The 26086-nt window shown below is 59.6% G+C and carries 21 protein-coding genes and 1 tRNA gene; 5 read left to right on the forward strand and 17 right to left on the reverse strand.

Features of this window, described 5'->3' with window-relative positions; translation table 11 throughout:
• From NQ491_RS06530 to NQ491_RS06560, 7 genes are all read right to left on the reverse strand, one after another.
• Window positions 1-267 carry a DUF3098 domain-containing protein gene (locus tag NQ491_RS06530; protein ID WP_019246113.1) on the reverse strand — a complete coding sequence of 89 codons (267 nt, stop codon included), beginning with the start codon at window positions 265-267 and terminating at the stop codon, window positions 1-3.
• Window positions 268-274: 7 nt separating this feature from the next.
• A complete protein-coding gene (locus tag NQ491_RS06535) occupies window positions 275-751 on the reverse strand; it encodes a methyltransferase (protein WP_019246114.1) in 477 nt (158 codons plus the stop codon).
• Window positions 752-768: 17 nt separating this feature from the next.
• Window positions 769-1650: a cell division protein FtsX gene (locus NQ491_RS06540; protein ID WP_019246115.1), complete on the reverse strand. Its 882-nt coding sequence runs from the start codon at window positions 1648-1650 to the stop codon at window positions 769-771.
• The gene (locus NQ491_RS06545; RefSeq protein ID WP_019246116.1) at window positions 1631-4081 is read right to left on the reverse strand and encodes a YfhO family protein; all 2451 of its coding nucleotides are present in this window, start codon (window positions 4079-4081) and stop codon (window positions 1631-1633) included. Before NQ491_RS06545 ends, NQ491_RS06540 begins: the two co-directional genes overlap by 20 nt.
• 651 nt (window positions 4082-4732) lie before the next feature.
• On the reverse strand, window positions 4733-5611 hold the full coding sequence (locus tag NQ491_RS06550; protein ID WP_019246117.1) for a bifunctional 5,10-methylenetetrahydrofolate dehydrogenase/5,10-methenyltetrahydrofolate cyclohydrolase: 879 nt from the start codon (window positions 5609-5611) through the stop codon (window positions 4733-4735).
• A 434-nt stretch (window positions 5612-6045) separates the two neighbouring features.
• Window positions 6046-7368 (reverse strand): signal recognition particle protein, encoded by a 1323-nt coding sequence (ffh, locus tag NQ491_RS06555; RefSeq protein ID WP_026089682.1) that lies wholly within the window; start codon window positions 7366-7368, stop codon window positions 6046-6048.
• Window positions 7369-8166: 798 nt separating this feature from the next.
• A complete protein-coding gene (locus NQ491_RS06560; protein WP_026089683.1) occupies window positions 8167-9384 on the reverse strand; it encodes a sigma-54-dependent transcriptional regulator in 1218 nt (405 codons plus the stop codon).
• A 272-nt stretch (window positions 9385-9656) separates the two neighbouring features.
• On the opposite strand from NQ491_RS06560, the gene NQ491_RS06565 reads away from it, so the two are divergent.
• Together NQ491_RS06565 and smpB are read left to right on the forward strand one after the other, a co-directional pair.
• Window positions 9657-10337, forward strand: a complete 681-nt coding sequence (locus tag NQ491_RS06565; RefSeq protein ID WP_019246121.1) for a DUF4290 domain-containing protein — start codon at window positions 9657-9659, stop codon at window positions 10335-10337.
• A gap of 150 nt (window positions 10338-10487) precedes the next feature.
• On the forward strand, window positions 10488-10943 hold the full coding sequence (smpB, locus tag NQ491_RS06570) for an SsrA-binding protein SmpB (RefSeq protein ID WP_019246122.1): 456 nt from the start codon (window positions 10488-10490) through the stop codon (window positions 10941-10943).
• Window positions 10944-11634: 691 nt separating this feature from the next.
• Here the strand turns inward: smpB and NQ491_RS06575 are convergent.
• Window positions 11635-13005: an aldehyde dehydrogenase gene (locus NQ491_RS06575; RefSeq protein WP_019246124.1), complete on the reverse strand. Its 1371-nt coding sequence runs from the start codon at window positions 13003-13005 to the stop codon at window positions 11635-11637.
• A 409-nt stretch (window positions 13006-13414) separates the two neighbouring features.
• Entirely contained in the window at window positions 13415-14611 is a 1197-nt protein-coding gene (locus NQ491_RS06580) for an MFS transporter (RefSeq protein ID WP_019246126.1), read from the reverse strand.
• Between the two features lie 205 nt (window positions 14612-14816).
• On the opposite strand from NQ491_RS06580, the gene NQ491_RS06585 reads away from it, so the two are divergent.
• Window positions 14817-15365: a DUF4251 domain-containing protein gene (locus NQ491_RS06585; protein WP_157365671.1), complete on the forward strand. Its 549-nt coding sequence runs from the start codon at window positions 14817-14819 to the stop codon at window positions 15363-15365.
• A 239-nt stretch (window positions 15366-15604) separates the two neighbouring features.
• On the opposite strand, the gene NQ491_RS06590 is transcribed toward NQ491_RS06585, so the two are convergent.
• From NQ491_RS06590 to dprA, 4 genes are all read right to left on the reverse strand, one after another.
• Window positions 15605-16168 carry a DUF4251 domain-containing protein gene (locus NQ491_RS06590; RefSeq protein ID WP_019246128.1) on the reverse strand — a complete coding sequence of 188 codons (564 nt, stop codon included), beginning with the start codon at window positions 16166-16168 and terminating at the stop codon, window positions 15605-15607.
• Window positions 16169-16787: 619 nt separating this feature from the next.
• Window positions 16788-17825 (reverse strand): asparaginase, encoded by a 1038-nt coding sequence (locus tag NQ491_RS06595; RefSeq protein WP_019246129.1) that lies wholly within the window; start codon window positions 17823-17825, stop codon window positions 16788-16790.
• 55 nt (window positions 17826-17880) lie between these two features.
• On the reverse strand, window positions 17881-18678 hold the full coding sequence (locus NQ491_RS06600) for a TatD family hydrolase (RefSeq protein ID WP_019246130.1): 798 nt from the start codon (window positions 18676-18678) through the stop codon (window positions 17881-17883).
• Window positions 18672-19793, reverse strand: coding sequence for a DNA-processing protein DprA (gene dprA / locus NQ491_RS06605; RefSeq protein ID WP_026089684.1), 1122 nt, complete (start codon window positions 19791-19793; stop codon window positions 18672-18674). Before dprA ends, NQ491_RS06600 begins: the two co-directional genes overlap by 7 nt.
• 391 nt (window positions 19794-20184) lie before the next feature.
• On the opposite strand from dprA, the gene NQ491_RS06610 reads away from it, so the two are divergent.
• Window positions 20185-20255: transfer RNA gene (locus NQ491_RS06610), tRNA-Cys, on the forward strand.
• 150 nt (window positions 20256-20405) lie between these two features.
• On the opposite strand, the gene NQ491_RS06615 is transcribed toward NQ491_RS06610, so the two are convergent.
• From NQ491_RS06615 to NQ491_RS06625, 3 genes are all read right to left on the reverse strand, one after another.
• A complete protein-coding gene (locus NQ491_RS06615; RefSeq protein ID WP_019246132.1) occupies window positions 20406-21170 on the reverse strand; it encodes a methyltransferase family protein in 765 nt (254 codons plus the stop codon).
• The gene (locus NQ491_RS06620; protein WP_019246133.1) at window positions 21167-21763 is read right to left on the reverse strand and encodes a phosphatase PAP2 family protein; all 597 of its coding nucleotides are present in this window, start codon (window positions 21761-21763) and stop codon (window positions 21167-21169) included. The genes NQ491_RS06615 and NQ491_RS06620 overlap by 4 nt, the downstream gene beginning before the upstream one ends.
• Before the next feature lie 383 nt (window positions 21764-22146).
• A complete protein-coding gene (locus NQ491_RS06625) occupies window positions 22147-23646 on the reverse strand; it encodes an MBOAT family O-acyltransferase (RefSeq protein WP_019246135.1) in 1500 nt (499 codons plus the stop codon).
• Between the two features lie 931 nt (window positions 23647-24577).
• Between NQ491_RS06625 and NQ491_RS06630 the strand changes: the two genes are divergently transcribed.
• Complete coding sequence (locus tag NQ491_RS06630) at window positions 24578-24802, forward strand: hypothetical protein (protein WP_019246137.1); 225 nt, start codon at window positions 24578-24580, stop codon at window positions 24800-24802.
• Between the two features lie 55 nt (window positions 24803-24857).
• Here the strand turns inward: NQ491_RS06630 and NQ491_RS06635 are convergent, their stop codons facing one another.
• Complete coding sequence (locus tag NQ491_RS06635; RefSeq protein WP_019246138.1) at window positions 24858-26075, reverse strand: OmpA family protein; 1218 nt, start codon at window positions 26073-26075, stop codon at window positions 24858-24860.
• Window positions 26076-26086 lie beyond the last annotated feature (11 nt).

Consider the following 26086-nt stretch of genomic DNA (forward strand, 5'->3'; position numbering starts at 1 on the left):
CTACTGCCGTTTTTCGGGTTTCTTCATGATCGCGTAAATCTCGAAGGCAAAGCCGAACAGAACGAGCAGCGGAGCGAGCGTGATCCGGCGGAAACTGAACATCTCTTCGTTGAACACGTTCGGATCGTCGCTGCCGCCCCCCGCCATCAGAACGAAGCCGAGCACGATGATCGCCAGCCCGATAAGCATCAGCTTGTAGTTCGTAAAAGTCAGCGGCATCTCGCGCTGCTTATCCGCCGGAGCGGACGGTTTCGCATTCTTTTTCATCTTATCGTCATAAAACGGTTTGTCTTTTACGGACGCTGCCCGCAGGCACGCGCGCCTGTACGGAAGACCCGTCGAACCGGGCAGTCCGGCACTTGAGATATTTCGGAACGGCGTACACGATAGCGCTCAAGCCTGCGGCGGCCCACAGCCAACCGTATTGGGGTCCCTCTCCTTCGAACCACTCGCCGGCGCAGTCGAACAGGCTGAAAATCGACAGCAGCGCGATACCCGGCCACTTGAAAAGATCGCCGACATACAACGGGTTGCGCATCACCGAATAGATTCCCGTCGTATTCGGTTCGTCGGCCACCTGTCCTTCCGCCGTGCGGCGGTCCGAAGTCCGGTCCGGCGTATGTCCCGCCGTACGGACCCGGACGGCCAGCCCAAAAAAGGAGACTAGCAAAGCGCGTACGACCAGCGGCAGGACTTCCCGGAACCGGGAAAGCCGGCCGCCCTGTTTTTTCAAACGTTCGCCAAACAGCATACGCGTCTAAAATACAGTCAATACAGATTCGCATTACTCGTATTCATCCGCAGGAACTTGCGCACGGCGAAGCTCGTGAAAACGAGCGAGATCAGAATGCCTCCGACCATCAGCACGCCGCAGATCGCCGCGATATAGGCATGCTCGCCTACGAAGTTCACCTCGGGCAGCCCCTCGCTGAGCCCCACGATCATCACCGCGAGCATCGCCCAAGAGATCAGCCCGGCATAAATTCCCTGCAGGACGCTGGTCACCAGAAAAGGCTTCATGATGAACCAGCGCGTGGCGCCGACCAGCTTCATCGTATGGATGATATAGCGCTTCGAGAAGATCGTCACCCGAATCGTATTGTTGAGCAGAATCAGCGAAATGACGAGCAGCGTCGCGCCGAAAAGCAGCAGAATCAGGTTGAACTTGTTGATGTTCGACGTAATCTGATCGATCACGCTGCGCTGATACACCACCTCGTCGACTCCCTCCCACGACAGCAGCTGCCTCTCGAGCGCCGAGAGAGCTTCTTTTTCCGCCGAAGTCGAAGCCACCTTCACCTCATACATGTCCGGAAGCGGATTTTCCTGCAGAAAGCCGACGAAATCGTCGCCCAGATAGGCCTGAAACTCAGCCGCCGCCTCGTCCTTGGACGTATACTTCACCTCGCGCACGCCCTCGTGCTTCTCGATTCTTCCCTTCAGCGCGGCGCTCTGCTCGGCCGTTATGTCGTCGCGGAGCATCACGTACACGGTCACGTTCTCCTTCAGCCGTTCGGTCGCGTTCAGCGCGCCCATGATCAGATATCCCACGGCTCCGAGCAGGAACAGCACCAGCGCGATGCTGACCGTCGAAACGATGTAGGCGTTGCGCACCCGGCGCTTGATTCTCTTATTCTTGTCCACAGCCATTCTCAGTAGCGGTTTGTTCGGTTTTGCGCTTGCGCACGGCGGCCACGCCGACGGCCGCGGCCAGCGACAGCAGGAGCAGCAGCGAGCAGACGAGCGTGACGACCGTCAGCGTCTCGTAATGCGGCGCGCGGAAGCGGAACTCGACGACATGGTCGCCGGCAGGCAACTTCATCGCCCGCAGCACGTAATCGGCCCGGAAATAGGGAGCCTCCTGCCCGTCGACATAGGCCGTCCACCCGTGCGGATAATAAATCTCGGAAAATACGGCCACCCCTTCCGCCGCAGCGGAATACTCGTACGTGTGGCGATTCACGCGATACTCGGTCATCCGGATCGAGGCCGAACTGTCCGCCGTAACGGAAACGCCCTCCAGCATCCCGGCGAATCGCTTGTCCACCACCGCCACACGCTTCGTATCGACCGAGTCGAGCGCATCGATCTCCTCGTCCGGATCGGCCACGATCCTCACCTCGTCCACGAACCAAGCGGCCCCGTTGGCCCCGTCGTTGCGCTGCACCGAAGCGCCTCGGCCGTCGTCCGACGGAGCGATCACGTAGCGCGTGTTGAGCATGTCGTACACGTTCCAGTTCATCTTCGACAGATGATGCTCGATCAGGTCTTGGTAGCGATGCAGCTTCGCCCCGTGGTACCCGCCCACCGAGCGGTGAAAATACGAAGTCGACGCATCGTTGAACGGGCTGACGGTCAGATTCAGCACGCGGTATCCGGGTTCGCCGGCCGTATCGGCCAGTATCTGCAGGTCGGCTTCCGTCGGCCTGATCCGTACGGCGCTTTCGGGCACGAAACGTTCGCGTCCCAGATAGCGCAGGTTGACCGGTACCATATCGGCCGTCACGATCACGGCCAGCGCCGCCGCCAGCGCGCCCCGCTTGATTCTGTCGGTCGCGAACAACCACACCGCTCCGGCCGCCAGCAACGCGAACACCAGCGAGCGCAGCGCATCGGCACGCATCATCGACGCCCGCTCGTCGCGCATCGCGGCAAGCACGTCGTCCGGCAACTGCATCTGCGAATCGGCTCCGCCCGAGAACGACAGCAACGCGCCGCCGAACAGCAGAAACAGCAACGAGATGCCGCCGACCGTCAACACGGAGTATTTCAGCCCCTTCATCAGTCTGGCGTGCCCGATCCGGCCGCACCAGATGCGCTGCAGCACGACGGCCGCGAGAAACGGCACGCACCACTCGACGATCACGAGAATCATCGACACGGTACGGAACTTATTGTACATCGGGAAATGACGGAAGAACAGCTCGGTCAGCCCCATGAAATGGTTGCCCCACGACAGCAGCACGGCGAGCAGCGCGACCGCGGCCACCCACCATTTCGACCGACCGCGCAGCACGAACAGTCCCAGCACGGCGAGCAGCAACGCCGCAGCGCCCACATAGACCGGACCGGACGTTCCGGGCTGGGGGCCCCAATAACCGGGCAGATGCGCTGCTACTTGCCGCGCATTGTACTTGCCGAGCGCGTCGGCCACCGCTCCGTCCTCGGAAAATCCGCCCTCGGACGAGCCGCCGTACAGATTGGGAATAAGCAGATTGAACGTCTCGCCGGGCCCGTAGCTCCAGGCCGTCGCATACTCGATGTCGAGCCCCTGCTGCTTCTCGCCCGTACGGGCTTCGCGCAGCTCGCTGCCTCCGCGCATCGTCTCGGCCGAATGGGAATTGATGTAGTAGAGCATGCCTGCATTGCTGCCGACAGCCAATACGGCGGCCAGGGCCAGCAGTCCGGTCGTCTTGGCGAACCGGGGCAGCGCTTTCGCACGCGCGGCCGACACGAGCTCGTTGATCCAGAACGCGGCCAGTATGAACAGGAAATAGTAGGTGATCTGCGGATGGTTCACGCCGATCTCGATCGACGCGAAGACGCCCGTCAGCGCCGCGCCGACCCACATGTTGCGCCGGAACGCGTACCACACTCCCCCGAACAGCATCGGAGCGAAAGCCAGCGCCATCATCTTGGTCACATGCCCCGCCCCTATGATAATGAAGAAATAGGTCGAAAAGCCGTAGGCCAGCGACGGAACGATCCCGATCCACGGGTTGAACCGCATGCACAGCAGCATGAAAAAGAAAGCCGCCATGGCGATGAAGATCAGCGCGGCGGGCTGGCCGAGAAAGTAGAAGGCTTTCGACAGCGTCTTGATGACGGTCCCCTTGTACTGCACGTTGATCAAGTAAGCCGGCATACCCCCGAACATGTTGCCTTCCCACTGCGGGTCCTCGCCGTATTTCTCGCGGTGCTGCATGATATCCTCCGACGAGCCCTTGTACTGCTGAACATCGCCTTGGAGCAGCGTCTGTCCGCTGAACTGCGGAGCGAAATAGAACAGGTTGATCAGAACGAAAACGGCCAGAGCCGCCGCCACGGGAAGCCACCGTCGGATATTGCGCTTGTTCTCCATAGGGACCGGTTAATCGATAGTGATCTGCAAAGTAACGAAAAATTGTCGAGATTCTTGTGCCGGACACCGTTACGCGCCGAAATTTATCGCGCGGCGGGGCCTCGTCCGGTTCCGAGCTTCCGGACTTCGCATCACCGCCGGCCTGCCGTTTCCGCTCGGGCCCCGCCATCCCGCATGCCCGATCCGGGAGAATCCTCGGACTGCCCGCGCCTCCGGACTGCAACCGTGCGGCAGCGGTCCTACATGAAAAGCGCGCGCACGACAACGGCGGGCGTAGCGCAACAAGTTACGTGCGCACGACCGAGCCGGTCCGACGCGACGAAACCGCTTGTCGACGGCCGAAGCCGCTCGCCGCCGCAAGGTTCCGGGCGCTGCATTCCACGCCGGGCCGGCCGCACCGTGACTCCGCGCGTCTTGACGCTTCCGGCATCATGCGGACAAGCACCGTTTCCAAACATGCTAAACCGCCTCCGGCAGCACCTGACATTCGGCCCTCAACGGCCAAGGCATCCGCAAACGGAAGAAGTGCCGGCCGCTTCCCCGGAAACGACTCGCCCCCGCCGCACCGACGCGACAGGGGCAAGATCGCACAAGACCGCGAAGAACCCGGCCGGAGCGTTTATTCCTCCCCGTGCCAGGCTCCCGGGAGCGTCACTTTCCGTACACTTCCCCGCGACCCGCTTTCAGTGTATTTTTCATCAGCGAGATGATCGTCATCGGCCCGACTCCGCCCGGGACCGGCGTTATGTAACTGCACTTGGGAGCCACCTCGTCGAACTTGACGTCGCCCAGCAATTTCCACCCCGACTTGGTCCGGTCGCTCGGCACGCGCGTGATACCCACGTCGACGACTACCGCGCCCGGCTTGATCATGTCGGCCGTGACGAACTCGGCCTTGCCCAGCGCGGCGATTACGATGTCGCCGCCGCGAACGACCTCCGCGAGATTCTTCGTCCGGCTGTGACAGAGCGTTACCGTGCAATCCCAGCCCTTCTGCGACAGCAGATTGGCGATCGGACGGCCTACGATGTTGCTGCGGCCGATCACGACGCAGTGCTTTCCGGCGGTTTCGATCTTGTAGTACCCGAGCAACTCCAGAATCCCGTCGGGCGTAGCGGGCAGATAGGCGGGCAGGCCCGAAATCATCCGCCCCGTATTGACCGGATGAAACCCGTCCACGTCCTTGCGCGGATCGATCGCCTCGATCACCTTCTGCTCCGAGATGTGCTTCGGCAACGGAAGCTGCACGATGAAGCCGTCGACGTCCAGATCGGCGTTCAGCCGGGCGATCTCGGCAAGCAGAGCCTCTTCGGTCGTCTCCTCGGGCAGGCGAAGCACGGTCGAGCGGAAGCCCACCTCGCCGCAGCATTTCTCCTTATGTCCGACATACGTCTGGCTCGCGCCGTCGTTCCCGACCAGAACGGCCGCCAGATGCGGCGGCCTGTTTCCGGCGGCCACGAGAGCCTCCACCTCGGAGGCGATTTGCTTGCGGAGGCTGGCTGCGACCTCCTTCCCGTCCATAATCTGCATAGCTCGCTATCTTAAAATTTTCAAACAATATTCGGATACGTGAAAGCGTCCTCCGCCCCTGCCCGAGGAAACCGAGTTTTCCGCCGGTTCTTCCGCGACCCGGCCCGCGCATCTTTCCGCCGGAGCGGCTCGTCGCATCGCTCCCGGACTCCCCGGCAACCCGCCGGCCCGAACCGTCCGAAATCCGTCCTGCAACTTTCCCGGCAGACACTTACGTTCCGGCCCGCAACCCGGCAGCACGTTCTATCCGCTTACGACCGGAACTCCGGAAAAGTTTCGGCTACGTCCGACGGGACACGGGGCTCCGTTTCGGCATCGGCCGCGCCCGCTATCCGTCACAACGCCGCCGCGAAGGGGGAAACCCAGCCTGCGGATTTCAGACCGCACGGCCTGAAAAATTCCGGTCAACGAGCGTCGGAACTTTCCGGCCGGAATCAACGCCTTTTGCCGTGGCGCATCATTTTCGGCATGCCGCCGGCCACCGTCTTCATCATCTTGCGCGTGTCCTCGAACTGTTTGAGCAGCCGGTTGACTTCCTGAATCGTCGTACCGCTGCCCGCAGCGATGCGCTGCTTGCGGCTGCCGTTCAGAATCGACGGATTCTCGCGCTCGGCGGGAGTCATCGACTGGATGATCGCCTCGGTCTGCTTGAACACGTCGTCGCTGATCTCGACGTTCTTGAGCGCCTTGCCGACGCCCGGAATCATCGAGGCCAGGTCCTTCAGGTTGCCCATTTTCTTGATTTGCGCGATCTGGCTCAAAAAGTCGTTGAAGTTGAACTGGTCCCTGACCAGTTTCTTCTTCAGCCGGCGCGCCTCCTGTTCGTCGTACTGCTCCTGCGCCCTCTCGACGAGAGACACGATGTCGCCCATGCCGAGAATCCGGTCGGCCATGCGCTCGGGGTGGAACACCTGCAGCGCGTCCATCTTCTCGCCCGAGCTGATGAACTTCAGCGGCTTGTTGACCACCGCGCGGATCGAGATAGCCGCACCGCCCCGCGTATCGCCGTCGAGCTTCGTCAGCACGACGCCGTCGAAGTCGAGCCGGTCGTTGAACTGTTTGGCCGTGTTGACGGCGTCCTGACCGGTCATCGAGTCGACGACAAACAGCGTCTCGCTCGGCGAAACGGCCCGCTTGATCGCCTCGATCTCCTGCATCATCTGCTCGTCGACGGCCAAACGGCCCGCCGTATCGACGATCACCGTATTGATATGGTTCGCCCGGGCATAGCGGACCGCGTTCTCGGCGATCTGCACCGGATTGCGGTTTCCTTCCTCGGTATAGACCTCGACACCGACCTGCTGCCCCAAAATCTTCAGCTGGTCGATGGCCGCCGGACGATAGACGTCCCCCGCCACGAGCAGCACCTGCCGTCCTTTCTTGCTTTTGATCAGATTGGCCAGCTTGCCCGAAAAAGTCGTCTTGCCGGAACCCTGCAGACCCGCGATCAGCACGACGGCCGGACTTCCTTCCAAACGGATGTCGGTCATCGTGCCGCCCATCAGCGCCGCCAGCTCGTCGCGGACGATCTTGGTCATCATCTGGCCGGGCTTGACCGAGCGGAGCACGTCCTGTCCGAGCGCCTTGGCCTTCACCTCGTCGGTGAATGTCTTGGCTACCTTGTAGTTCACGTCGGCGTCGATCAGCGCGCGGCGGATCTCCTTCAGGCTCTCGGCCACATTGATCTCGGTGATCCGGCCCTCGCCCTTGAGGACCTTGAACGACCGTTCGAGCTTGTCCGTCAAATTTTCAAACATATTCTCCTGCGGATTATCGGCCTGCGCACCCCTGCTCTTCAAAAGCGAGTAGCGAAAACGACGCGGCAGCGCCTTTCAAAGTTATCTTTTCCGGAAACCGCCGCAGCCCGGCACACGGCGAGGCGCGAAGCGGCGTACAAAAATACGAACTAATTTCCAAATACGAAACGCCCTGCGCTTTTCCCCCGTGCAAAATCGACGCGCGGCGACCCGCTTAGAAGCGGCCGCACCGTTCGCCACCCAAAGCGTTTCCGGAACGGGCGACCCGAATCCCGGCGACGGCCGCGCTTTCCCGGCCCGCACCGTCCGGACAAACGTTTCGCGCGACCGGTTTACGGCTCCGCCGATACGCCCTGCCCCGGCACCTCGCCCGAAAGACACTCTCATGCCATCCGGATTAGGAAGATTTTCAAAAATACAGGATGGCGCATTTTCAGACAAATCACTATTTCATTACATTTTATACGGCGCATTCCGGAGAATAGTTTAAAACGTTCGGAATCGCCCGAAGACTATCACCGTGCGATCATACCATACCGCTCTATCCTTATTTTAAGGAGGTTCCGTACCGCGACTCCGGCAAAAAATAAGGATGCCTTTCGACATCCTTATCGCAACGATTCCCTCAACCGGCCTGAACGATCCGTCCGACGTCGGCACACCTGCCATATAGGCTTTCAACCTGCAACAAACGCGGTCCCTCGACATAGTCCGAACAAGTTGGCCCTGCACTCGGATCACAATATATTTTATTAAAATAAATATTTGTATGTTTATAAAATATATATGAACTCCGCCTTACAGCGCACCCGCCGCATAGGCCCGCACATCCTCGAGAGAAATGGTTTGCCCGCTGAGAATAATCAGCCGTTCCACCACGTTGCGCAACTCGCGGACATTACCGCTCCATTCCATCTTCCCGAGCTCTTCGATCGCCCCGGGCTCGATCGCCTTGGGCTTTATGCCGTACTCCTCGCAGATCTTCCCGATGAAGTAATCGACCAACAGCGGAATGTCCCCGGCACGTTCGCGGAGCGCAGGCACCCGAATGACGATCACGCTGAGACGATGATACAAGTCCTCGCGGAAACGGCCCGCCTCGATCTCCCGGCGCAAGTTCTTGTTCGTAGCCGCCACGACGCGCACGTCCACCTCGATGTCCTTGTCGCTGCCCACACGGCTGATCCGGTTCTCCTGCAAAGCCCGCAGCACCTTGGCCTGAGCGGCCAGGCTCATGTCGCCGATCTCGTCCAGAAACAGCGTGCCGCCGTCGGCCTGCTCGAACTTTCCCTTCCGCATCCGGATGGCCGACGTGAACGAGCCCTTCTCGTGCCCGAACAGCTCGCTCTCGATCAGCTCCGACGGAATGGCCGCGCAATTGACCTCCACGAAAGGCCGGTCGGCCCGGTGACTCAGCTCGTGCAGCCGGTGGGCGACCAGCTCCTTGCCCGTTCCGTTGTCGCCCGTAATCAGCACGCGCGCGTCGGAAGGAGCCACCTTTTCGATCAGCTGCTTCATATGCTCGATACCGACCGAGGTCCCAACGATCTCGGTCGGGGCGCAGGAAGCCTTGGCGACAACCCGCGCCGAGTCTCCCGTGCGCACCGCGGAACTCTTTTTACCCGAAGGGGTTTCGACTGTGGCACGGTTTTGGCTTTTATCCTCCACAGCCGAGCGGATCGAGCGGAGTAACTTGTTCAGATCAATCGGTTTGGGAATGTAATCGAACGCTCCGTGACGGATGCTGTCGATCGCGGGATCGAGACCTTTGAGCGCCGAAAGCATGATAAAAGGCGTAGATTTGCCGCTTCCGTGCAAAGAAGTGAGCAGATCGATCGCCCGGATATCGGGTACGGCCATATCGCAGAGCACGACGTCGAAGCGGGAATGCTCGGTTTTATCGGCGGCCTCGCCTCCGGTTTCGGCCGTTTCGACCCGGTAGCCTTCATATTCGAGACGCTCCTTGAGCGTATTGCGAATGCTGCGTTCGCTGTCTACTACCAATACGTTTGTCATAACTTTGATATTTTATATGAATATTGAATAATGGTAAACTTCATATTTTTGCGCACGGTTTTTGGTTATTCCGAAAAAACCGAGTAGCTTTGTCCCAAAGTTAAGAATTCCTCCCGCTTTAAAAAACAGCAACGCGGCTGCGCTCTCCGGCGGCCGGCAAGGGAATTTCAAATCTGAAACGACCATTACGGTAAACCTTTTGAATCGATGAAGTCGCCCGTTCGGACGATTCGCGGCCGAGGTCCGATTTCGCGGTTCGCATCCTGATCCTTATGGATAAAAACTATAATTTCGAGAGAAAGAAGCTGATGCTTCCCGAGTACGGGCGTCATGTGCATCAGATGGTCGACTACCTGAAGACGATCCACGACCGCGACCTGCGCAACCAGCAGGCGCGCGCCGTCATCGAGGTGATGGGCAACCTGAATCCCATTCTGCGCGAGTCGGCCGACTTCAAGCACAAGCTGTGGGACCATCTGTTCATCATGTCGGACTTCGATCTGGACGTCGACTCGCCCTATCCGATCCCGACGGCCAAGAGCCTCTATCCCAAGCCCGACCGCATCGAGTACCCGAAGCACCAGATCGCCCGCAAGCACTACGGAAAGAATATCGAGAACATGCTCGCCGCGCTGAAGGAGATCGACGACGAGGAAGCCAAGACGCAGATCGCCGGCAACATAGCCAAATTCATGCGCGCCAAATCCTTTGAGTACAATCAGGAGCATCCCAACAACGAGGTTATCATGAAAGACATACGCTCGATGTCCGATAACCGGATCGTTCTGGACGAAGTTGCCCTGAACAATCTCAAAAACGACTATAAACAGCCCTATATGAACAACCGCCAGCGGAAGAATTATTCGGCCGGCGGCCATTCCGGCTCCAAAGCGAACAACTATTCGAACAAACAGGGCAACAAGCGGCGCATCGGCAAGGCATTGCACAAATAGCGCCGGACAGCGCGCCTTACCCCATCCCGGACATCCCCGGCCGCCGGGAAGAATCCGGGCGGCGTGTCTTTCGCAGGTCCGCCCGGGCCGAACCTGCACGGGATTGCGTTTTTTATTGCTAACTTTGCACTCCCCGATGCAAAAACGCTCATGAACGAACAGAAAAACATATCGATCCGCAACAAACGGGCGACATACGATTACGAGATTCTCGACACGTACGTCGCCGGGATCGTTCTGTCCGGTACCGAAATCAAGTCGCTGCGTCTGGGCAAGGCTTCGCTCACCGACTGTTACTGCTATTTCCACAACGGCGAGCTTTTCGTCCGGGGCATGAACATAGCCGAATACCACTGGGGCAGCTACAACAACCATGCTCCCAAGCGCGACCGCAAGCTGCTATTGCAGCGCAAGGAGCTCGAAAAGCTCGGGCGCTCGTTGCAGGACAAGGGGCTGACCGTCGTCGGACTGAAGCTGTTCATCAACGAACGGGGGCTGGCCAAGCTGCAGATCGGACTGGCCAAGGGACGCAAAAGCTACGACAAGCGCGAGTACATCAAGGAAAAGGATGCCCGCCGCGAGATGGACCGCGTCTTTCGCAAGTGATCCCGTGCGTCGGAACCGATTCGTATGACGACTTGCCCCGTCCGGACTTCCGATAATGGAGAATCCGAATAGCCGTCCGGCCGCAGGACCGGGAATCCGCCCCGCTCCGATAAGAAACGGCTTTTCGCCGGACATTCCGACCGAATTCATCCGAAATGTTTCGTACAGTACCCGTCAGCGAATCTTCGGAAAGAGCTGACGGACGAAAAATCATCTCTCGTCCCGGCCATGCCGCCGGGAAAATATGGCGGCGCGGAACGTCTCGTATTTGCACTTGAGGCGTACTGCACAGATAAATGACAGATTTTCGATGTATCGAAGGCCCGCATTCGGAATTCATACATCCGGTACGCGCAATCGCAGGCCGAGCAACCGATCCCGATTCTGTCCGAAGTCCCTTCCCCTCGGCGGACGAGTTTCCGCACAGGGAAGCCGGAGACGTCGAACGTCCGACGATCGAGTACGGCAAGAGAATAGCGTAACGAAACGGCTCCCCGGCCGGCGTCTTTTCACACGATTCCGCCTTTTTGCCGCTCCCCCGGAGCGCCGACAAATAGATCGGCAGTCCCGGTCGACCGCCCCGAATATGCTCGACGGTACGCGCCACTGTTCCCCCAAGTCGTCTTCGGACCGGATGCGAGACACGGATTCTCGCGACGGACAAGGACGGGTTCGACGGAACGGAGGCCGTTCACCGGAACAGCTTCCGGTACAGTTTCAAACGCCGGTACGGAGCGTATTTCAACGGCAGGTCGATCAGCCTCGACGAACGGACAACCGGGCGCATATGGCTGAAAAGGTCGAAGCTCGACCGCCCGTGATACTTCCCGAACCCGCTCTCGCCGACGCCCCCGAACGGCAAGCGGCCGTTGGCCAGATGGACGATCGTATCGTTGACGCAGGCTCCGCCCGACGACGTCCGGTCCAAGACCCGCTCCGCCTCTCGACGATCGCCGAAATAGTAAAGGGCCAGCGGCTTGTCACGGCGATTCACATAGCCGATCGCCTCGTCGATATGCCGAAACGTCTTGACCGGCAGCAGCGGACCGAAGATCTCCTCTGTCATTGCCGGGCTGTCGTCGTCCGGATCGTCGATCAGCGTCGGAGCGACATACCGCTGCCGCACATCGAATTCGCCTCCCCACAGCACGCGTCCCGAAGCGCCGATCATTCCGGCCAGCCGGGCGGTCGCCCGCTCCGAAACGATACGCGGATAAGCCGGACTTCGAAGCGGGTAGTCGCCGAAAAACTCCCCGACCGCATGCTTCATTTCCCGGCACAGCCCTTCCTTCAGGTCCCGATGAACGAGCAGATAATCCGGCGCGACGCAGGTCTGGCCCGCAGCCAGCAGCTTGCCCCACATGATCCGCCGTGCCGCCAGCCGAATATTCGCGCTGCGCCCGACGATGCAGGGGCTCTTGCCGCCCAGCTCGAGCGTCACGGGCGTCAGGTTCTTCGCGGCCGCCTCCATCACGACCCGCCCGTATTTCGACCCGCCCGTAAAAAAGATCGAATCGAAGCGCCGCTTCAACAATTCGTCGAGCACGTCGCCTCCTCCTTCGACGAAAGCCACGTATTCCGGCCCGAACGTTTCGGCGATCAGATCGCGCAGCGCCGCCTCGACATGAGGAACCAGAGGCGAAGACTTCAGCAGGACGCAGTTCCCGGCCGAGATCGCGCCGACGAGCGGACACAACAGCAACTGAACCGGATAATTCCACGGCGCGACGATCAGCGCCACGCCGAGCGGTTCGGGCCGTATCCGGCTCCGCGACGGCCATAGCGTCAGAGGCGTAGATACCCGTCGGGATCGGGACCAGCGCTTCAGGTGCCGGATATGGCACTCCAATTCCTGCATCACGAGGCCGATCTCGGTCAGATAGCTCTCGCCGGCCGACTTGTTCAGATCTTCGCGCAACGCCTCGCTCAGCGCGTCCGTGCGTTCCCGGACGGCTTTTCTCAGCTTCGTCAGCGCATCGAGCCGGAATGCCGTAGCGCGTGTCGCGCCGTCGGCAAAGAATTTCCGCTGAAGGGTTATGATTTCATCGATCGCCTTTTCCATAATCCTTTGATTTCAAATTTCAGTCGGCCGCACGATTCGGGCCGCATATATCCCGACAGCGCGCAATCCGCGCGGGAAGGCTCCCCGATCCGGCACGGAAAGGACTCGTCCGGTCCGAGCGATCGCAGGCCGTTTCTGCTCAGTACACGAATCGGGCCGTCGAGGAATCGCCGAAATCCGGTCCGATTCCGGCACGGCAACGCTTCGGACTTTCCCGGCGATATTTTTCGTCTCCGGCCTGCCGATCTTGTCGACCCCGATCCGCATGCGGGACATCTCGCCTCCCGTCTTGAGGACGGGATCGGCCGCGATACCGCTCATCCGAATACCGAAACGGTCGCCTTTCATCGAGACGAAGTTCCGGTGCAAGTCGATCTGCCGCGCCCGGCGAAAAACGGCCGAAGCAGAATCAGCGCAGCTTGTTCCGCTCGAAATGCGGAGCCACCTTCCACTGGAAATAAACGATCGACGCGACCGTCAGGCAGGCGCCGAACAAATAGGCCTTGTCGAACGTGCTGATCTGGGCGATATAGCCCCCGAGCAGCAACCCGATCCCTATGCCTACGTCCCACGAGGTCAGGTAGGTCGACGTGGCCGTCCCCCGCTGGTTATTCGGAGCCAGATTGACGAACAGCGTGTTGAAGGCGGGGAACATCGTCCCGAAACCCACGCCCAGAAACAGGGCTACGCCGAAAAAGATCCACAGGCTGAGCGTCTCGTTCAGGCGCATCAGCATCGCGCAGGACGACAGTGCGAAAAAGCAGAGGCAGACCAGATACATCCCCCACGCAATGACCCTCGTCACGCGCCCCTTATCGACCTGACGGCCCGAGAATATGCGCGAGATGGCCATGCCGACGGCCATCAGCGTGAAGAAGACGCCCATGCCGTGCGTAATGCCGATCTGGCGCGCATACATCGCCACGTAAGTCGTCGTCATGCCGTAAGGAATCGACAGCATCAGCAAATCGATCCCCGCAGGAATCCCCTTGACGAGGATGAAGCGGTCGAGCGAGACAGGCTCCCGCTTGACGGGTGCCTTGACGGGCGCCTTGACCAGCGAGGCCATTGCGAAGCCCAGCGAGCAAGAGATCAGCGAGCAAACGAAAATCACCTCGAACGAGTAAGCGTCGTGCAGGAACAGTCCCACCATCGGACCGACCGACATCGCTATGTTGTTGGCCAGTCCGTAGTACCCCAGTCCCTCGCCCCGGCGCGAAGAGGGCATGATATCGATCACGACCGTGTTGCCGGCCACCGTAACCATGCCGAACGAGAAGCCGTGCACGACGCGCAGTATGGTGAACAACGTGAGCGTCCCCGCCAGCAGATAGCCCGCGAAGACGGAAGTGAAGACGAAAAAAGCCAGCAGATAGAGCGGCTTGCGCGCGAACGTATCGAGCAGATAACCCGAAAACGGCCTGACCGACAGCGCTGCGATCGTATAGCACGACAGCACGGCCCCCGCCATGCCGCTGCCCGTGCCGAACTCCTCCGTCAGATAGAACGGCAGGACCGGCATCAGCAGGTAAAAACCGAAAAAAAGCAGGAAATTGGCGGACAGGATATAGCAATAACTCGATGTGACCAAACGTTCCTTCGACATAGCGACAGAAATTTCGACAAAGGTAAGGATGTTTTTTGAAAATGGTTTTCGGATCGCCGATCGGCAAGCCGTCATTCGGAAGGTCTTTCGCACGGCAGCCGGACCGCGGGTTTTCGCCGAAACCGGGCTTGAATATATCCCGATAATGATTATCTTGCAGTACGAAGCGAATCGTCCGCATATCGTTCACTTAATTCCGAATGCCATGAAAACCAAAATGCTCGTCCTGTTCGCGCTTGCCCTGCTCGGAACGGCCGAAAAGGCAACGGCTCAGGCCGCAGACAAGAAAGCCGCACGCAAGGAGAAAAAAGAGCTCAGGCAATCGATCGACCGCGCAAGGCACCAGCAGGCGCTGGACGCGATCCTCGACAGCGCGTTCGTTTTGCAGGCGAACGCCGTGCTTCTGGAGAACTACCCGAGAGAGCTGGTCGACTTTCATCGGAACTTCGTCTCGATGGAGGGCGGCCATTTCAGCATTCAGATGAGCGGCATCGCGGCCAATCCCGTCCTCAAGACGGGAGGCGAGGTGTCCCGCATGCGGATCAGGACCGACAAAAAAGGCTTCGTCCGGTGCAGAATAGACCTCTCGGGCATCGTGATGACTTCTTCGACCGTATATCTGACGCTGTACCCCGACAGCAACGAGGCGACCGCAACGGTCCGTTCGCTCCGGGGAGGCCGGGGCGTCACGCTCGAAGGCGTCATCGTACCGGCGGCCGATGCCGAGGTGCTTCGGAATATCTCGACTTACTGATTGCCCGCGCCGTACCGGTCCGGGCAATCCGCCGATCCGTCTCCGCTCCGATTTGCCCAAGAGCCCCGGTCGCCCGGTCTCCGGTTCTCGCTTCATCGGCTTCACGGACGGAGCGGCGCAAACATAAAGAACCGGTCGGAGCGGGTCGACCGGTTTCAATTTGCAATAACAACTTCCGGACATAAGTCCGGCCAACGCTTCCGGGCGACAATCGAGAAGAGCCGTCCCGCTCCGCCGCCTTAAAACAGCGAGCGGCCTTTGTACACGCTGCGCCGGTCGTAAGGCACCAGCTCGCCGCTGAGCGTCACCCGATTGCTGCTGTACGTGGGATACACCGTTACGGAGGCCTTGTTGTCCAACGGATTGAGCACGATTTCGGCCATCCACGACGAAGTTCCCGAACCCACGACGCTCATCTGGTAGCGCACGAAACCTTTTTTGTCGGTTTTCACCGACACGTTGGTCACGATTCCGTCGACGGTGATGCCGCCCAATCCGTTGGCGCCGGGCCATGGCAAATTGGGGAACGCAAGCTGGATCACGGCACGCTCGCCCTCCATCGAGACGAAATTGGTCGTCGAGCTGACATAGGCTATCCGGCCCCGCCGGAACGTCACTTTATCGGCTTTCAGAATGAACGCGCTATCCTGCAACGCCTTCATGGCCGAATCGTGCATGCGGGCATCCAATGCCCGGTAATACTCTTTCTGAGCCGCACGGGCCGCCTTGCGGTCCGCGGACTTTTGGGCCGAGACGCTCGCACAGAGCGATGCGAGCGCGACCATCAATAAAATCTTTTTCATAGCCGGTCGACTTTTAAAAACAAACCGTAGGCCGAATGCAGAGCCGAACTCGTTCGGATTATGCCGAGGCGCAACATTCTTCAACGATTGAAAATCCAATAATATAACGGCGACGGCGGCGCGCAAATTATCCGTTCGCATCACGAAAAGCCGGTCGCAGCTCTCCCTGCCGTTCTGCCGACCGCCGGCGAATCCGTCCGAACCGCAAAACCGTCCGGTTCGAACGCCGCAAAATCGTGCCGGATTCTGCGAACCGCCATATAACGAAGACGCTTTCCCGGCCGTTTCCGTTGCAACGGCCGCATTGAAGCCCGGCCTACCTGCCGTCAGGTACGGGACAACGCTTCGCTTCGCACGGACGAAAACCGGACATTCCCGCCGCATATTATCGGAATCCCGTACAAAAACGTCCGAAAAGCATGAACAAGCCGCTTTCCGGCATCCCCGACCGGGATGACCGTCCTCGGGCAAACAGCCGCACGGCCAAACGCCCGAAAGAACGAAATAAGCGCCGGACCCGTAAGCCCGTAGAATGGAGTCGCAAGCCAGAAACAGTGCTGACGAACCGCCACGTCCCCTTTCGCACGATGGCGCCGGTCCGAACCGGAAAAGGCTGCCGTCAGACCGTGATCTCGCCCCGGATCGAGCGGCCCAGCATGTCGCGGACCCGATCGCCGTCCCAGTTCTGCCCCAGCAGATACATCAGCTTCGTAACGGCGCTTTCGGTCGTAATGTCCCGGCCGCTGACTACGCCGCACTCCTGAAGGCGCCTGCCGGTCTCGTACATATCCATCGACACGCTGCCGCCCTGACATTGCGTCACGTTCAGTACGACCGTTCCCCGCTCGACCGCACGGCCTACCGCCCGCACGAACCAGTCGGCCGTCGGCGCGTTTCCCGCCCCGTAGGTCTCCAGCACGACGCCGCGAACGCCGGGAATGCGGAGCATCGCCCCAAGCGTCTCGGGACGCATACCGGGAAAAATCTTGACGATCTCGATTCCCGTTTCCAGAGCGGTCGCAATACGCAACGGGGCGGAATCCTCCTTCGCCCGGCGGATAAAAGGCTCGTTGTAATGGATATTCACCCCGACGTCGGCCAGCGCCGGATAGTTGTCCGAACGGAAGGCATTGAGCAGCTCGGCGCTGTGTTTCGTCGTGCGGTTCGCACGGAACAGCTTGTTCTGAAAATAGATGCAGACTTCCGGAACGACGGCGCGCCCTCCCTCTTTCGCCGCGGCGATCTCGATCGCGGTAATCAGGTTCTCCCGCCCGTCGGTCCGCAGCACGCCGATCGGAATCTGACTGCCCGTGAAGACGACCGGCTTGCCCAGATTCTCGATCATGAAGCTGAGCGCCGAGGCAGAATAGGCCATCGTATCGGTTCCGTGCAGCACGACGAAGCCGTCGAACGACGCATAGCTGTCGCGGATCAGCCGAGCGAGCTCGATCCACAGCGCGGGGGTCACGTTCGACGAGTCGATCGGCTTGAAATGAAGCACGCTGATATCGACGTTCAGCATCTTCAGATAGGGAAACTCCTCGTACATGTCGTTGAAATCGAACGGAGAAAGGGCCCCCGTCTCGGGATTGGTTTTCATGCCGATCGTTCCGCCCGTGTAGATCAGCAGAATCGAAGCCCTGAATGTCTCGGCCATAGCGAACGGTTATGATGCCGCCTCCGAATCGGACGCGAGCGGTTCTACGGCAAAATTAGCAAAAAATCGAGTCGCCGAACATCGCCCGCACATTGCGTTCGGTCGCTTCCTCCACGCGTCGCTCGTCCGTACCGCACAGTTCGGCCACCTTGGCGCACACATAGCGGACGTAAGCGCTCTCGTTGCGCTTGCCCCGGAAAGGCACGGGCGTCAGGTAAGGCGCGTCGGTCTCCAGCACCGCCCGCTCGATTCCGATCTCCGGCAGCAGGCCCGCGATCGCCGACCGCTTGAACGTCACGACGCCGCCTACGCCGAACAGGAAGTCGCCGCATCCGAGAATCCGCCGGTAGTGCTCCCGCGTCCCGCAAAAGCTGTGCATGACGCCGCGCACGCCCCGGCCCCGGTACTCCTCCAGCACGCCGCACATCTCGTCCCAAGCATCGCGCGTGTGAATCACCAGCGGCAGTCCGTACCGCAAAGCCAGCTCGATCTGAAACCGTAGCGCCTCCAGCTGTTCGTCCGCGAAATCGCGGCTCCAGTACAGGTCGAGGCCCACCTCGCCCACGCCGCAGAAACGGATGCCGTCAGGCGGCGCCTCCAGCAAGCGGGCCACCCTCTCCAGATCGTCCCTGTAACGGGGATTGTCGTTGACCGAGGTCGGATGAAGCCCCATCATCGGAAAGCAATAGCCGGCATAGCGCCGCGCCGTCTCGAACATAGCCCCGTAGGAGTGTCCGTCCACAGCCGGCAGCAAGATGCGGCCTACTCCCGCCTCTCGGGCCCGGGCGACGACCGCGTCCCGATCGCCGTCGAAAACCTCGTCGTAAATGTGCGAATGCGTATCGATCAGCATGACTTCGAAATCTTGATATACGAATCGCCGGCAACCGCCCGGACTATGCCGGCCAGTTCCAGCTCCATCAACAGTTCGCTGAGCCGGCCCGGCTCCAGTCCGCTCAGCAGCTCGAGCTCCTCGACCGAACGGGGCGTTACCCCGTCGATCCATTTCAGCAGATCGGCCTGCCCGGCCGGAAGCGCCCGCTCCGAACCGCCGAACAAGTCTCCCTCCGCCGGCCTCGCCTCCGGAACCGGCTCCCAGCCGAGGCAATCGGCTATATCCCGCCCCGAGCAAACCATCTGAGCTTTCAGGCTGCAGATCAGCCGGTTCGTTCCCTGCGACCGGTCGTCGTCGATCCGCCCGGGCGCGGCCATGACCGTCCGCTCGTATCCGTCGGCCATTTCGGCCGTAATCAGCGATCCGCCCTTCGCCGCCGACTCGATCACCAGCGTCCCTTCGCTCAGTCCGGCGATGATCCGGTTGCGCTGCACGAAGCTCGAACGGTCGCACCGGCAACCGCTGTGAAACTCGCTCACGATCGCTCCGCCCTGCTGCACCATGCGGCGCGCGCTCTCGGTATGGCGCGACGGATAGATGCGCGTCAGCGGATGCGCGACGACCCCGACCGTCCGCAGACCGGCATTCATCGCTGCCCGGTGAGCCTCGATATCGACTCCGTAGGCCAGCCCGCTGACGATCACCGCGTCGGGAACCAGCGCGGCCAGCTCCCCGATCAGGCGCTCGCAAAGCATCGCCCCGTAAGGAGTCATGCGCCTCGTGCCGACCACCGACAGCCAGCGGGGCGAGTTCAGATCGGTTCCGCCGCTCACGTAGATCACATGCGGATAATCGGGGCACTCCTTGAGCCGGCGGGGATAGTCCGCCGAGCACGCATCGATCGCCCGGATCCGGTGCCTCTCGACGAAAGCGAGCTCCCGTTCCGCCGCCCCGTGATACTCGCGGCGGCTGATACTCCGCGCCAGCTCGGGTTTCAGTCCGGATCGGAGCACGATCTCCTGCTGCGTCGCGGCGAACAGCCGCTCGGCCGAGCCGAAGCACTCGACCAAATGAATGGCCGTACGGCTTCCTATCTCCGGGTGCATCGTAAGGGCTATGTCGTCGACAGTCATTTCGGGAAACGGTTCTCTCGGTCCGGGGCGGCGCCCGGCGCCGTCCGCTGCGTAAAGATAGAAAATTATCGGCACGAACCTATTCCCGCGCAGGAGAAATAAAATCGCCGGACAATACGGTCCCGGCCGACGGCGATTCGTCCCGAACGAGGACGAGGCCCCGGAACAAACACCCATTCCATATCGCTTGCACGCCTCTTCAATGCAAGCGTCGAACAGCTCCTCCGGATGTTTTTCGGACACGAAGCCCGTTCCCATTCGGACCGACCCCGTACTTTCGAATACGGCATCGGGCCGAGTCCGGCCCGAACTCGTCCCCTCGGAAAAGGACGAAAATGTCCGTGAATTTTGACGGTTCGGAAATAATTTCTATATTTGCCGTCCCATACAGGGCCTGATGGCCGAGTGGTTAGGCAGAGGTCTGCAAAACCTCTTACAGCGGTTCAATTCCGCTTCAGGCCTCGACGAAAAGGGGCTGTCTCGGATTACGAGACAGCCCCTTTTCCATGGTGCACGGCTTTCGCGGATTACGCCCGAACCCAGAGAATCCTCCGTCTCGCCCTCCGCAGGCAACATACTCCGATTCATCCCGAGGGGCGACCCGCGATCGGGCTATTTTTCCTCCGGGCTCTGTCGAACGACGCATTCCGCAGCGACTTTCCCCCGACGGCGGCGGCGCAGCAGCCAACCCGCGAGAAACAGCGCCAGCGCCGTGCCGGTCGCGACCAGCCAATAGAAAGGAATCCCCCAAGTCAGATACACGACCCTGAACTTGACGATACCCAGCAGCAGCAAAACCAACACGGCTCCCGCCAGCAACCGGAACTCCCGGCGCACGGCCGAAACGGTCGCGGAAACCGGCACGGCAGCGCCTCCCCGGCTCCGGCGCGACGGCCACAGGGCCGGAACCTCCCGGCAGCGCGCGCGATAGTCGGCTCCGTATTTCCCAAGCATGAGCCGCTCCTCTCTGCCGAGAATCGTCAGGTAGCAAGCGGCATAAAGCGCGGTCGCGCCGATTACGAACCAGTCCGTTCCCGTGTAAAGCACGATTCCGGACCAAATCAGGAAATTGCCGGCATAGAGCGGATAGCGCATCCGCGCATAAATTCCCTCCGTCGGGAAAGGCATCGCGGGCGGATTCCCCGAAGCCCGAAGCCGGGTCCTGTAGAGCATGACGGCCGTCGAGCGGACACGCAGGGCGAATCCCGAGCCGAGCAGAAGCGCGCATACCGCCAGCAGAATCCATCCGTCGGCGATCCGGAACGGCGTCGTCACCAGCAAGGCGGCGACACTGGCGGGAAGCAGCCACAGCGACAGCCGTCCGCGAAGAGCGTAAAGTTTTCGAGAGAGAGCCGAGTAACTTTGCGAAAGTGTCATAGAGCGTCTTTTTCAGATGATCCCGGGGAAACCTCCTCCGTCCGTCGCATCCGCCTCAGGCAAAGCCTGACCGAGACGGCCGCCAGCGACAGGCCGAGCAGCAGACCGAACAGAATATCCATCGGATAGTGCACGCCCAGATAGATCCGGCTGTACGCCAGCAGGGCCGCCCATACGAAAATGGCTATGGCATACCACCTCCGGCGGAACAGCACGGAAGTGAACAGCGCGATCGAGAAGCTGATGGCCGCATGGGCGGAAACCGTGCCGTACAGCCCGCCCCGGTAGTCCCGGACCGTATGCACCAGCGATTCGACGCCGGGCGTATGGGTCGGACGCAGCTTCGGCACGTTATGCTTGAAGAAGTTGCATATCTGGTCGTCCGCTATGACCGTCGCACCCAGAAACAGCACGACCCACAGCAGACCGCGCGTTCCGAACCGCCTCCACACGGCATACAGCAGCACGGCATACAACGGAATCCAAGTGAGCCGGGCCGTCACGAAATAGAAGAAAGCGTCCCAGAAAGCGCCTCCGTCGCCGTTCAGGGCGAGCAGGAGCTCCCGGTCGAGATCGAGAAGCGATTGCCACATAGCGGTGTTTTTCGTTCGGTCTCAAAAATACGACGAAAAAAGCGGATCGCCAACTATCCGTCCGCATACGGAGAAGGCCCCGTCCTCCGTGCCGTCCGTGCCGCCGGCCTGACCGAAGAACAATCCGGCTCGCACGGCACTCCGTATGCAGGCCCGAGCGGAATCGGAACAAGGCCCGGCAAGACAGAGACCTTGTCCTCACAATAAGTCAAATGCTCCTATCCGCCCCCACGCGCCGCGAATCCGTCGGGCTTTCGGCATCATATCGCGTCCTCAGCCGAAACGGCACGAATACGAGTCGCCTCGGCCATCGCGATCAAATACAAACGGATGCGAGCGACGAAAAGCATCGGACCGCAGAAGATTCTCTGACGCTATCCCGGTCAGAACTGGAAATAGATGAACGGCTGGATTTCGGACGACTTGATCTGCATGACGCACCATATCAGCACGGTCAGCATCAGTGCCTTGACAACGAGCGGAGCGCCCGCGACGGTCCGCTCGCCCCACGCCTCGGCCCGGCGCGGCAGCATATGCAGCAGGTAGCCCGCAGCCATCAAGGCCATGACGGCCCCGTAGCCGGAAACGACCTGAGGAATCAGTCTCCATTGGAAATGGCCGAAAATCTGCGAAAGAATCCGCTCGCCCGTCTGCATGTCCGGAGCCCGGAACAGAATCCAGCCCAGACAGACCACATGGAACGTGACCAGCACGCCCAAAACCCGCCGCCACGGCCTCATCTGCTCTCCGGAAGCTTTGAACACCGAGGGGAAAGCGTGCATCAGCGCCTTATGAACGGCCAGCGCGGCTCCGTGCAGCGCCCCCCACAGGATGAATCGGACGGCCGCTCCGTGCCACAGCCCGCCCAGCAGCATCGTCAGCATCAGGTTCGCATACGTCCTCGCTCGCCCCTTGCGGTTCCCGCCCAGCGAAATGTAAAGGTAGTCCTTCAGCCAGCTCGACAGCGAGATATGCCAGCGCCGCCAGAACTCGGTGATCGTAGCCGACTGGTAGGGCGAATCGAAGTTGATCGGGAACCGGAACCCGAGCAGCAGGGCCAACCCGATCGCCATATCGGAGTATCCCGAGAAGTCGCAGTAAATCTGCAGGGCGTATCCGTAAACCCCCATCAGGTTCTCGAAGCCGCTGTACAGCATGGGGTTATCGAATACCCGGTCGACGAAGTTCAGGCTGATATAGTCCGAGATGATCGCTTTCTTGAACAGGCCCGACAGGATCAGAAAGACTCCCCGTCCGAACATGTCGCGTGAAACGAAAACGGGATTCCGGTAAATCTGCGGCAGAAAGTCCCGGGCCCGGACGATCGGACCCGCCACGAGCTGCGGAAAGAACGACAGGTAGAACAGGTAGTCGATCCAGCGCCGCACGGGCTCGATCTGCCGGCGGTACAGGTCGATCACGTAGCTCATCGACTGGAACGTGAAGAACGAGATGCCGACAGGCAGGAAAATGTCCGGCAGCGTCAGCGTCCGGTCGATCAGCCCGGCTACGGCCGAGACGATCAGGTCGGCATACTTGAAATAGCACAGCAGGCCCAGATTGATCAGCAGGCTCAGCACGAGCAGGCTCTTTCGCGCTCCGGAACGCCGGGAGCGGTGCATCAGCCTTCCGATCGCGAAGTCCGACAGCGACAGCCCGACGAGCAGCAGGAAGAACAGCCCGCTCGTCTTGTAGTAGAAATAGAGCGAGAACAGAGTGACATAGACGATCCGCAGCGTGAGACGCCGTTTCAGCAAGCCGTAGATCAGCGAGAACCCGAGAAAAACGAACAGGAACAAGCCGCTCGAAAAAAGCATCGGGCTACGCGGATCGTAGCGGAAAAGATCGATCGCCTGACCGACGTATGAACAGAAATCCTCCATGGTCTATCTCCGCTGCCGCAACGGCACGGACAAGCGACAAAGATAGCTGTTTTTTCATAACATGCGAGCAGGAACGGGCCCGCCGCTCCCGGCTTTCGCCGGTCATAAAACCAGTCGTAACAAAGTCCGCGACCGGATTCTACTCCCAATTTTATCGCATCGGAAAATTATGGCGAAAATTCTCCGATCAGACGACGTCTCGTCACGCACTATCTATCCGGAAAAAATCGAAATATTATTCGTTCGATTTCCTAATTTATTTATATGTTTATGCTAACAAATCTTGTCCACAAATGTTTACTTAAATTATGTTCTTATGAAAAATTTGTCTATTGTAATCGGCAGCCTTACCGCTGATGCAGGAGATGCTCTTGCAGGAACGATAGGAAGAGCAATATTAGGTTCGGGTATAGGAGGCGTAGGGGCTGGGCCGGGGGCCGTCGTAAGAGGATTGAGCAATGGCGCTTCGGGGTCAATCTCTGAAACTATTGACAAATGGCTTAATTAAATAATAAGAAGCAAAATGAAAACAAAGGAATCTTTCCCATATATCGTGCTATATATCACGGCCATTGCTGCAGGCTCGTTGGTCAGTTTTTTATTCAAATTTTTTACGAACAATCCGTATAACTTTTGGAATGTCGTAGTACCTTCCGCCATAGCCGTAGGAATAGTAGACGTGCTAAACAGACGAAAAAAAAGAAAAGAAAGAAAAGCCTAAAGTAAAAAGAATGCATATCATTCATCCCGATTGAATACTTCGGGGTGACTTTGAGATATCGCTGCTGAATACTGAAATTTCCCGGATACCGGCCGACGGGCTCATCCGGGAATTTTCGGATGTATCGGGTAAATCAATCTGCATACCCGACCCAATAAGTATTGGAGCTACAAGTATTGGAGCTACATAAATTACGGACGGTACTTTTGTATGAAATTCCATTACTTTAATCGAGCTCTACCGTTTCTCGTATCGTTCGTGTCGGCGCACGGAATGCTGAATGAGAATCACTATGTCAAACTGTTTGCCTTCGAACGGATATTCATCGTCATGTCGGCAAGCTTTGTGACGGTCAACAGGAAGAACCGACCGCAGAACCCGTACAGCGAAACACCGCGCGCGGCGGAGAAAACCCGGCTTTCCGACCGCGCGTAAAAAAGCGGTTGTCCGGAAACCGGGCAACCGCTTGCAAAAGGATTCGGACCGACGACTACTCGACGATCGATACCCGGTCGAGCACCGCGTTGTCGAAAGGCACGCTCTGGCCCTTGCGGGGAACGATCTTCAGGCTCTTCGGGCTGACGCCGAACTTGTTCACGAGCGCATCGTAGACATTCTGGGCGCGCTGGTTGCTCAGGTATTCGTTACGCTGCGGAGTACCCGTCTGCGTATCGGCATAGCCGGTAATCTTGTACACATGGCCCGGGGAATCCTTGATCACCTGAGCGGCGTACTTCAGATTCACCATCTCCTTGTCCGTGATATTCGTCTGGCCAATGGTAAAGAATACGGCCAGCGGCTGCGCGCGGACGACCGTACGCGTAACGGTATCGGGCTCCGTGCTCTCGGCGATCGCGGCCTGCTCGGCGGCTACGGCGGCGGCTGCCAGCGCGGCGTCGCGCTCGGCGACGTACTGGCTTATCTGCGCGTCGTAATCGGCCTGTTGCGCCAACAGAGCGTCAAACGCGACCGCGGCCGGAATGCCCCGGTCGAATCCGCGCTTCTTGAACTTGTACGTGATACCCACGCTGATAACGGACGAGCCGTCGATGATTCCGTTTTCATCCACGCCGTCGAACGCATCGTTGACAAGCATCTGAGACACTTCCAGATTGATGTCGATAGCCGGCGAGACGCAGAATTTCTGTACGATACCGAAGTTGGCCGTCATGTCGTTGCGTGTCGGAGCGCTCTTGTACCAGGCATGAGCGAAGCCTATGCCTATATAGGGAAGAATCTCGTACACGCGGTTCTCTTTGTAGCCGAAAACGGCTGCCGAGAAGTTCACCATGAAGTCGCCGTGCAGGTTCCACATGTTGAACTTCTCACGGTAAAGGCCGTTGCGGTCCGGCATCCCGTAGATATACGGGCTGTTCGAGTACGAGAACCCGTGCGGGCGGGTTCCGTACATCTTGAACCGCATACCGACGGCCGGAGTGAACCATTTGCCGAGGTAGACCTCGAAAGCCGACGTGATCCGCTTGCGGAATGCGCCTCGGGAATTGTCCTGTCCCTCGAACACCTGTCCGCCGGCGCCTACTCCGATGTACCAGTTATCGAAGAACCGGTTGGTCAGGTAGGAATTTTCGTATGATTTGAACGGGTTCTCCTTCGGCCGGTGATGCTGCGCGAAGGCCGCGGACGATCCCGAAATCATGACAAGCGCGACGATCAAAGATTTCACGCTGATTGTACAATTGTTTTTCATATTCGTCAATG

Source organism: Alistipes ihumii AP11, assembly GCF_025144665.1.
Lineage (GTDB): Bacteria > Bacteroidota > Bacteroidia > Bacteroidales > Rikenellaceae > Alistipes_A > Alistipes_A ihumii.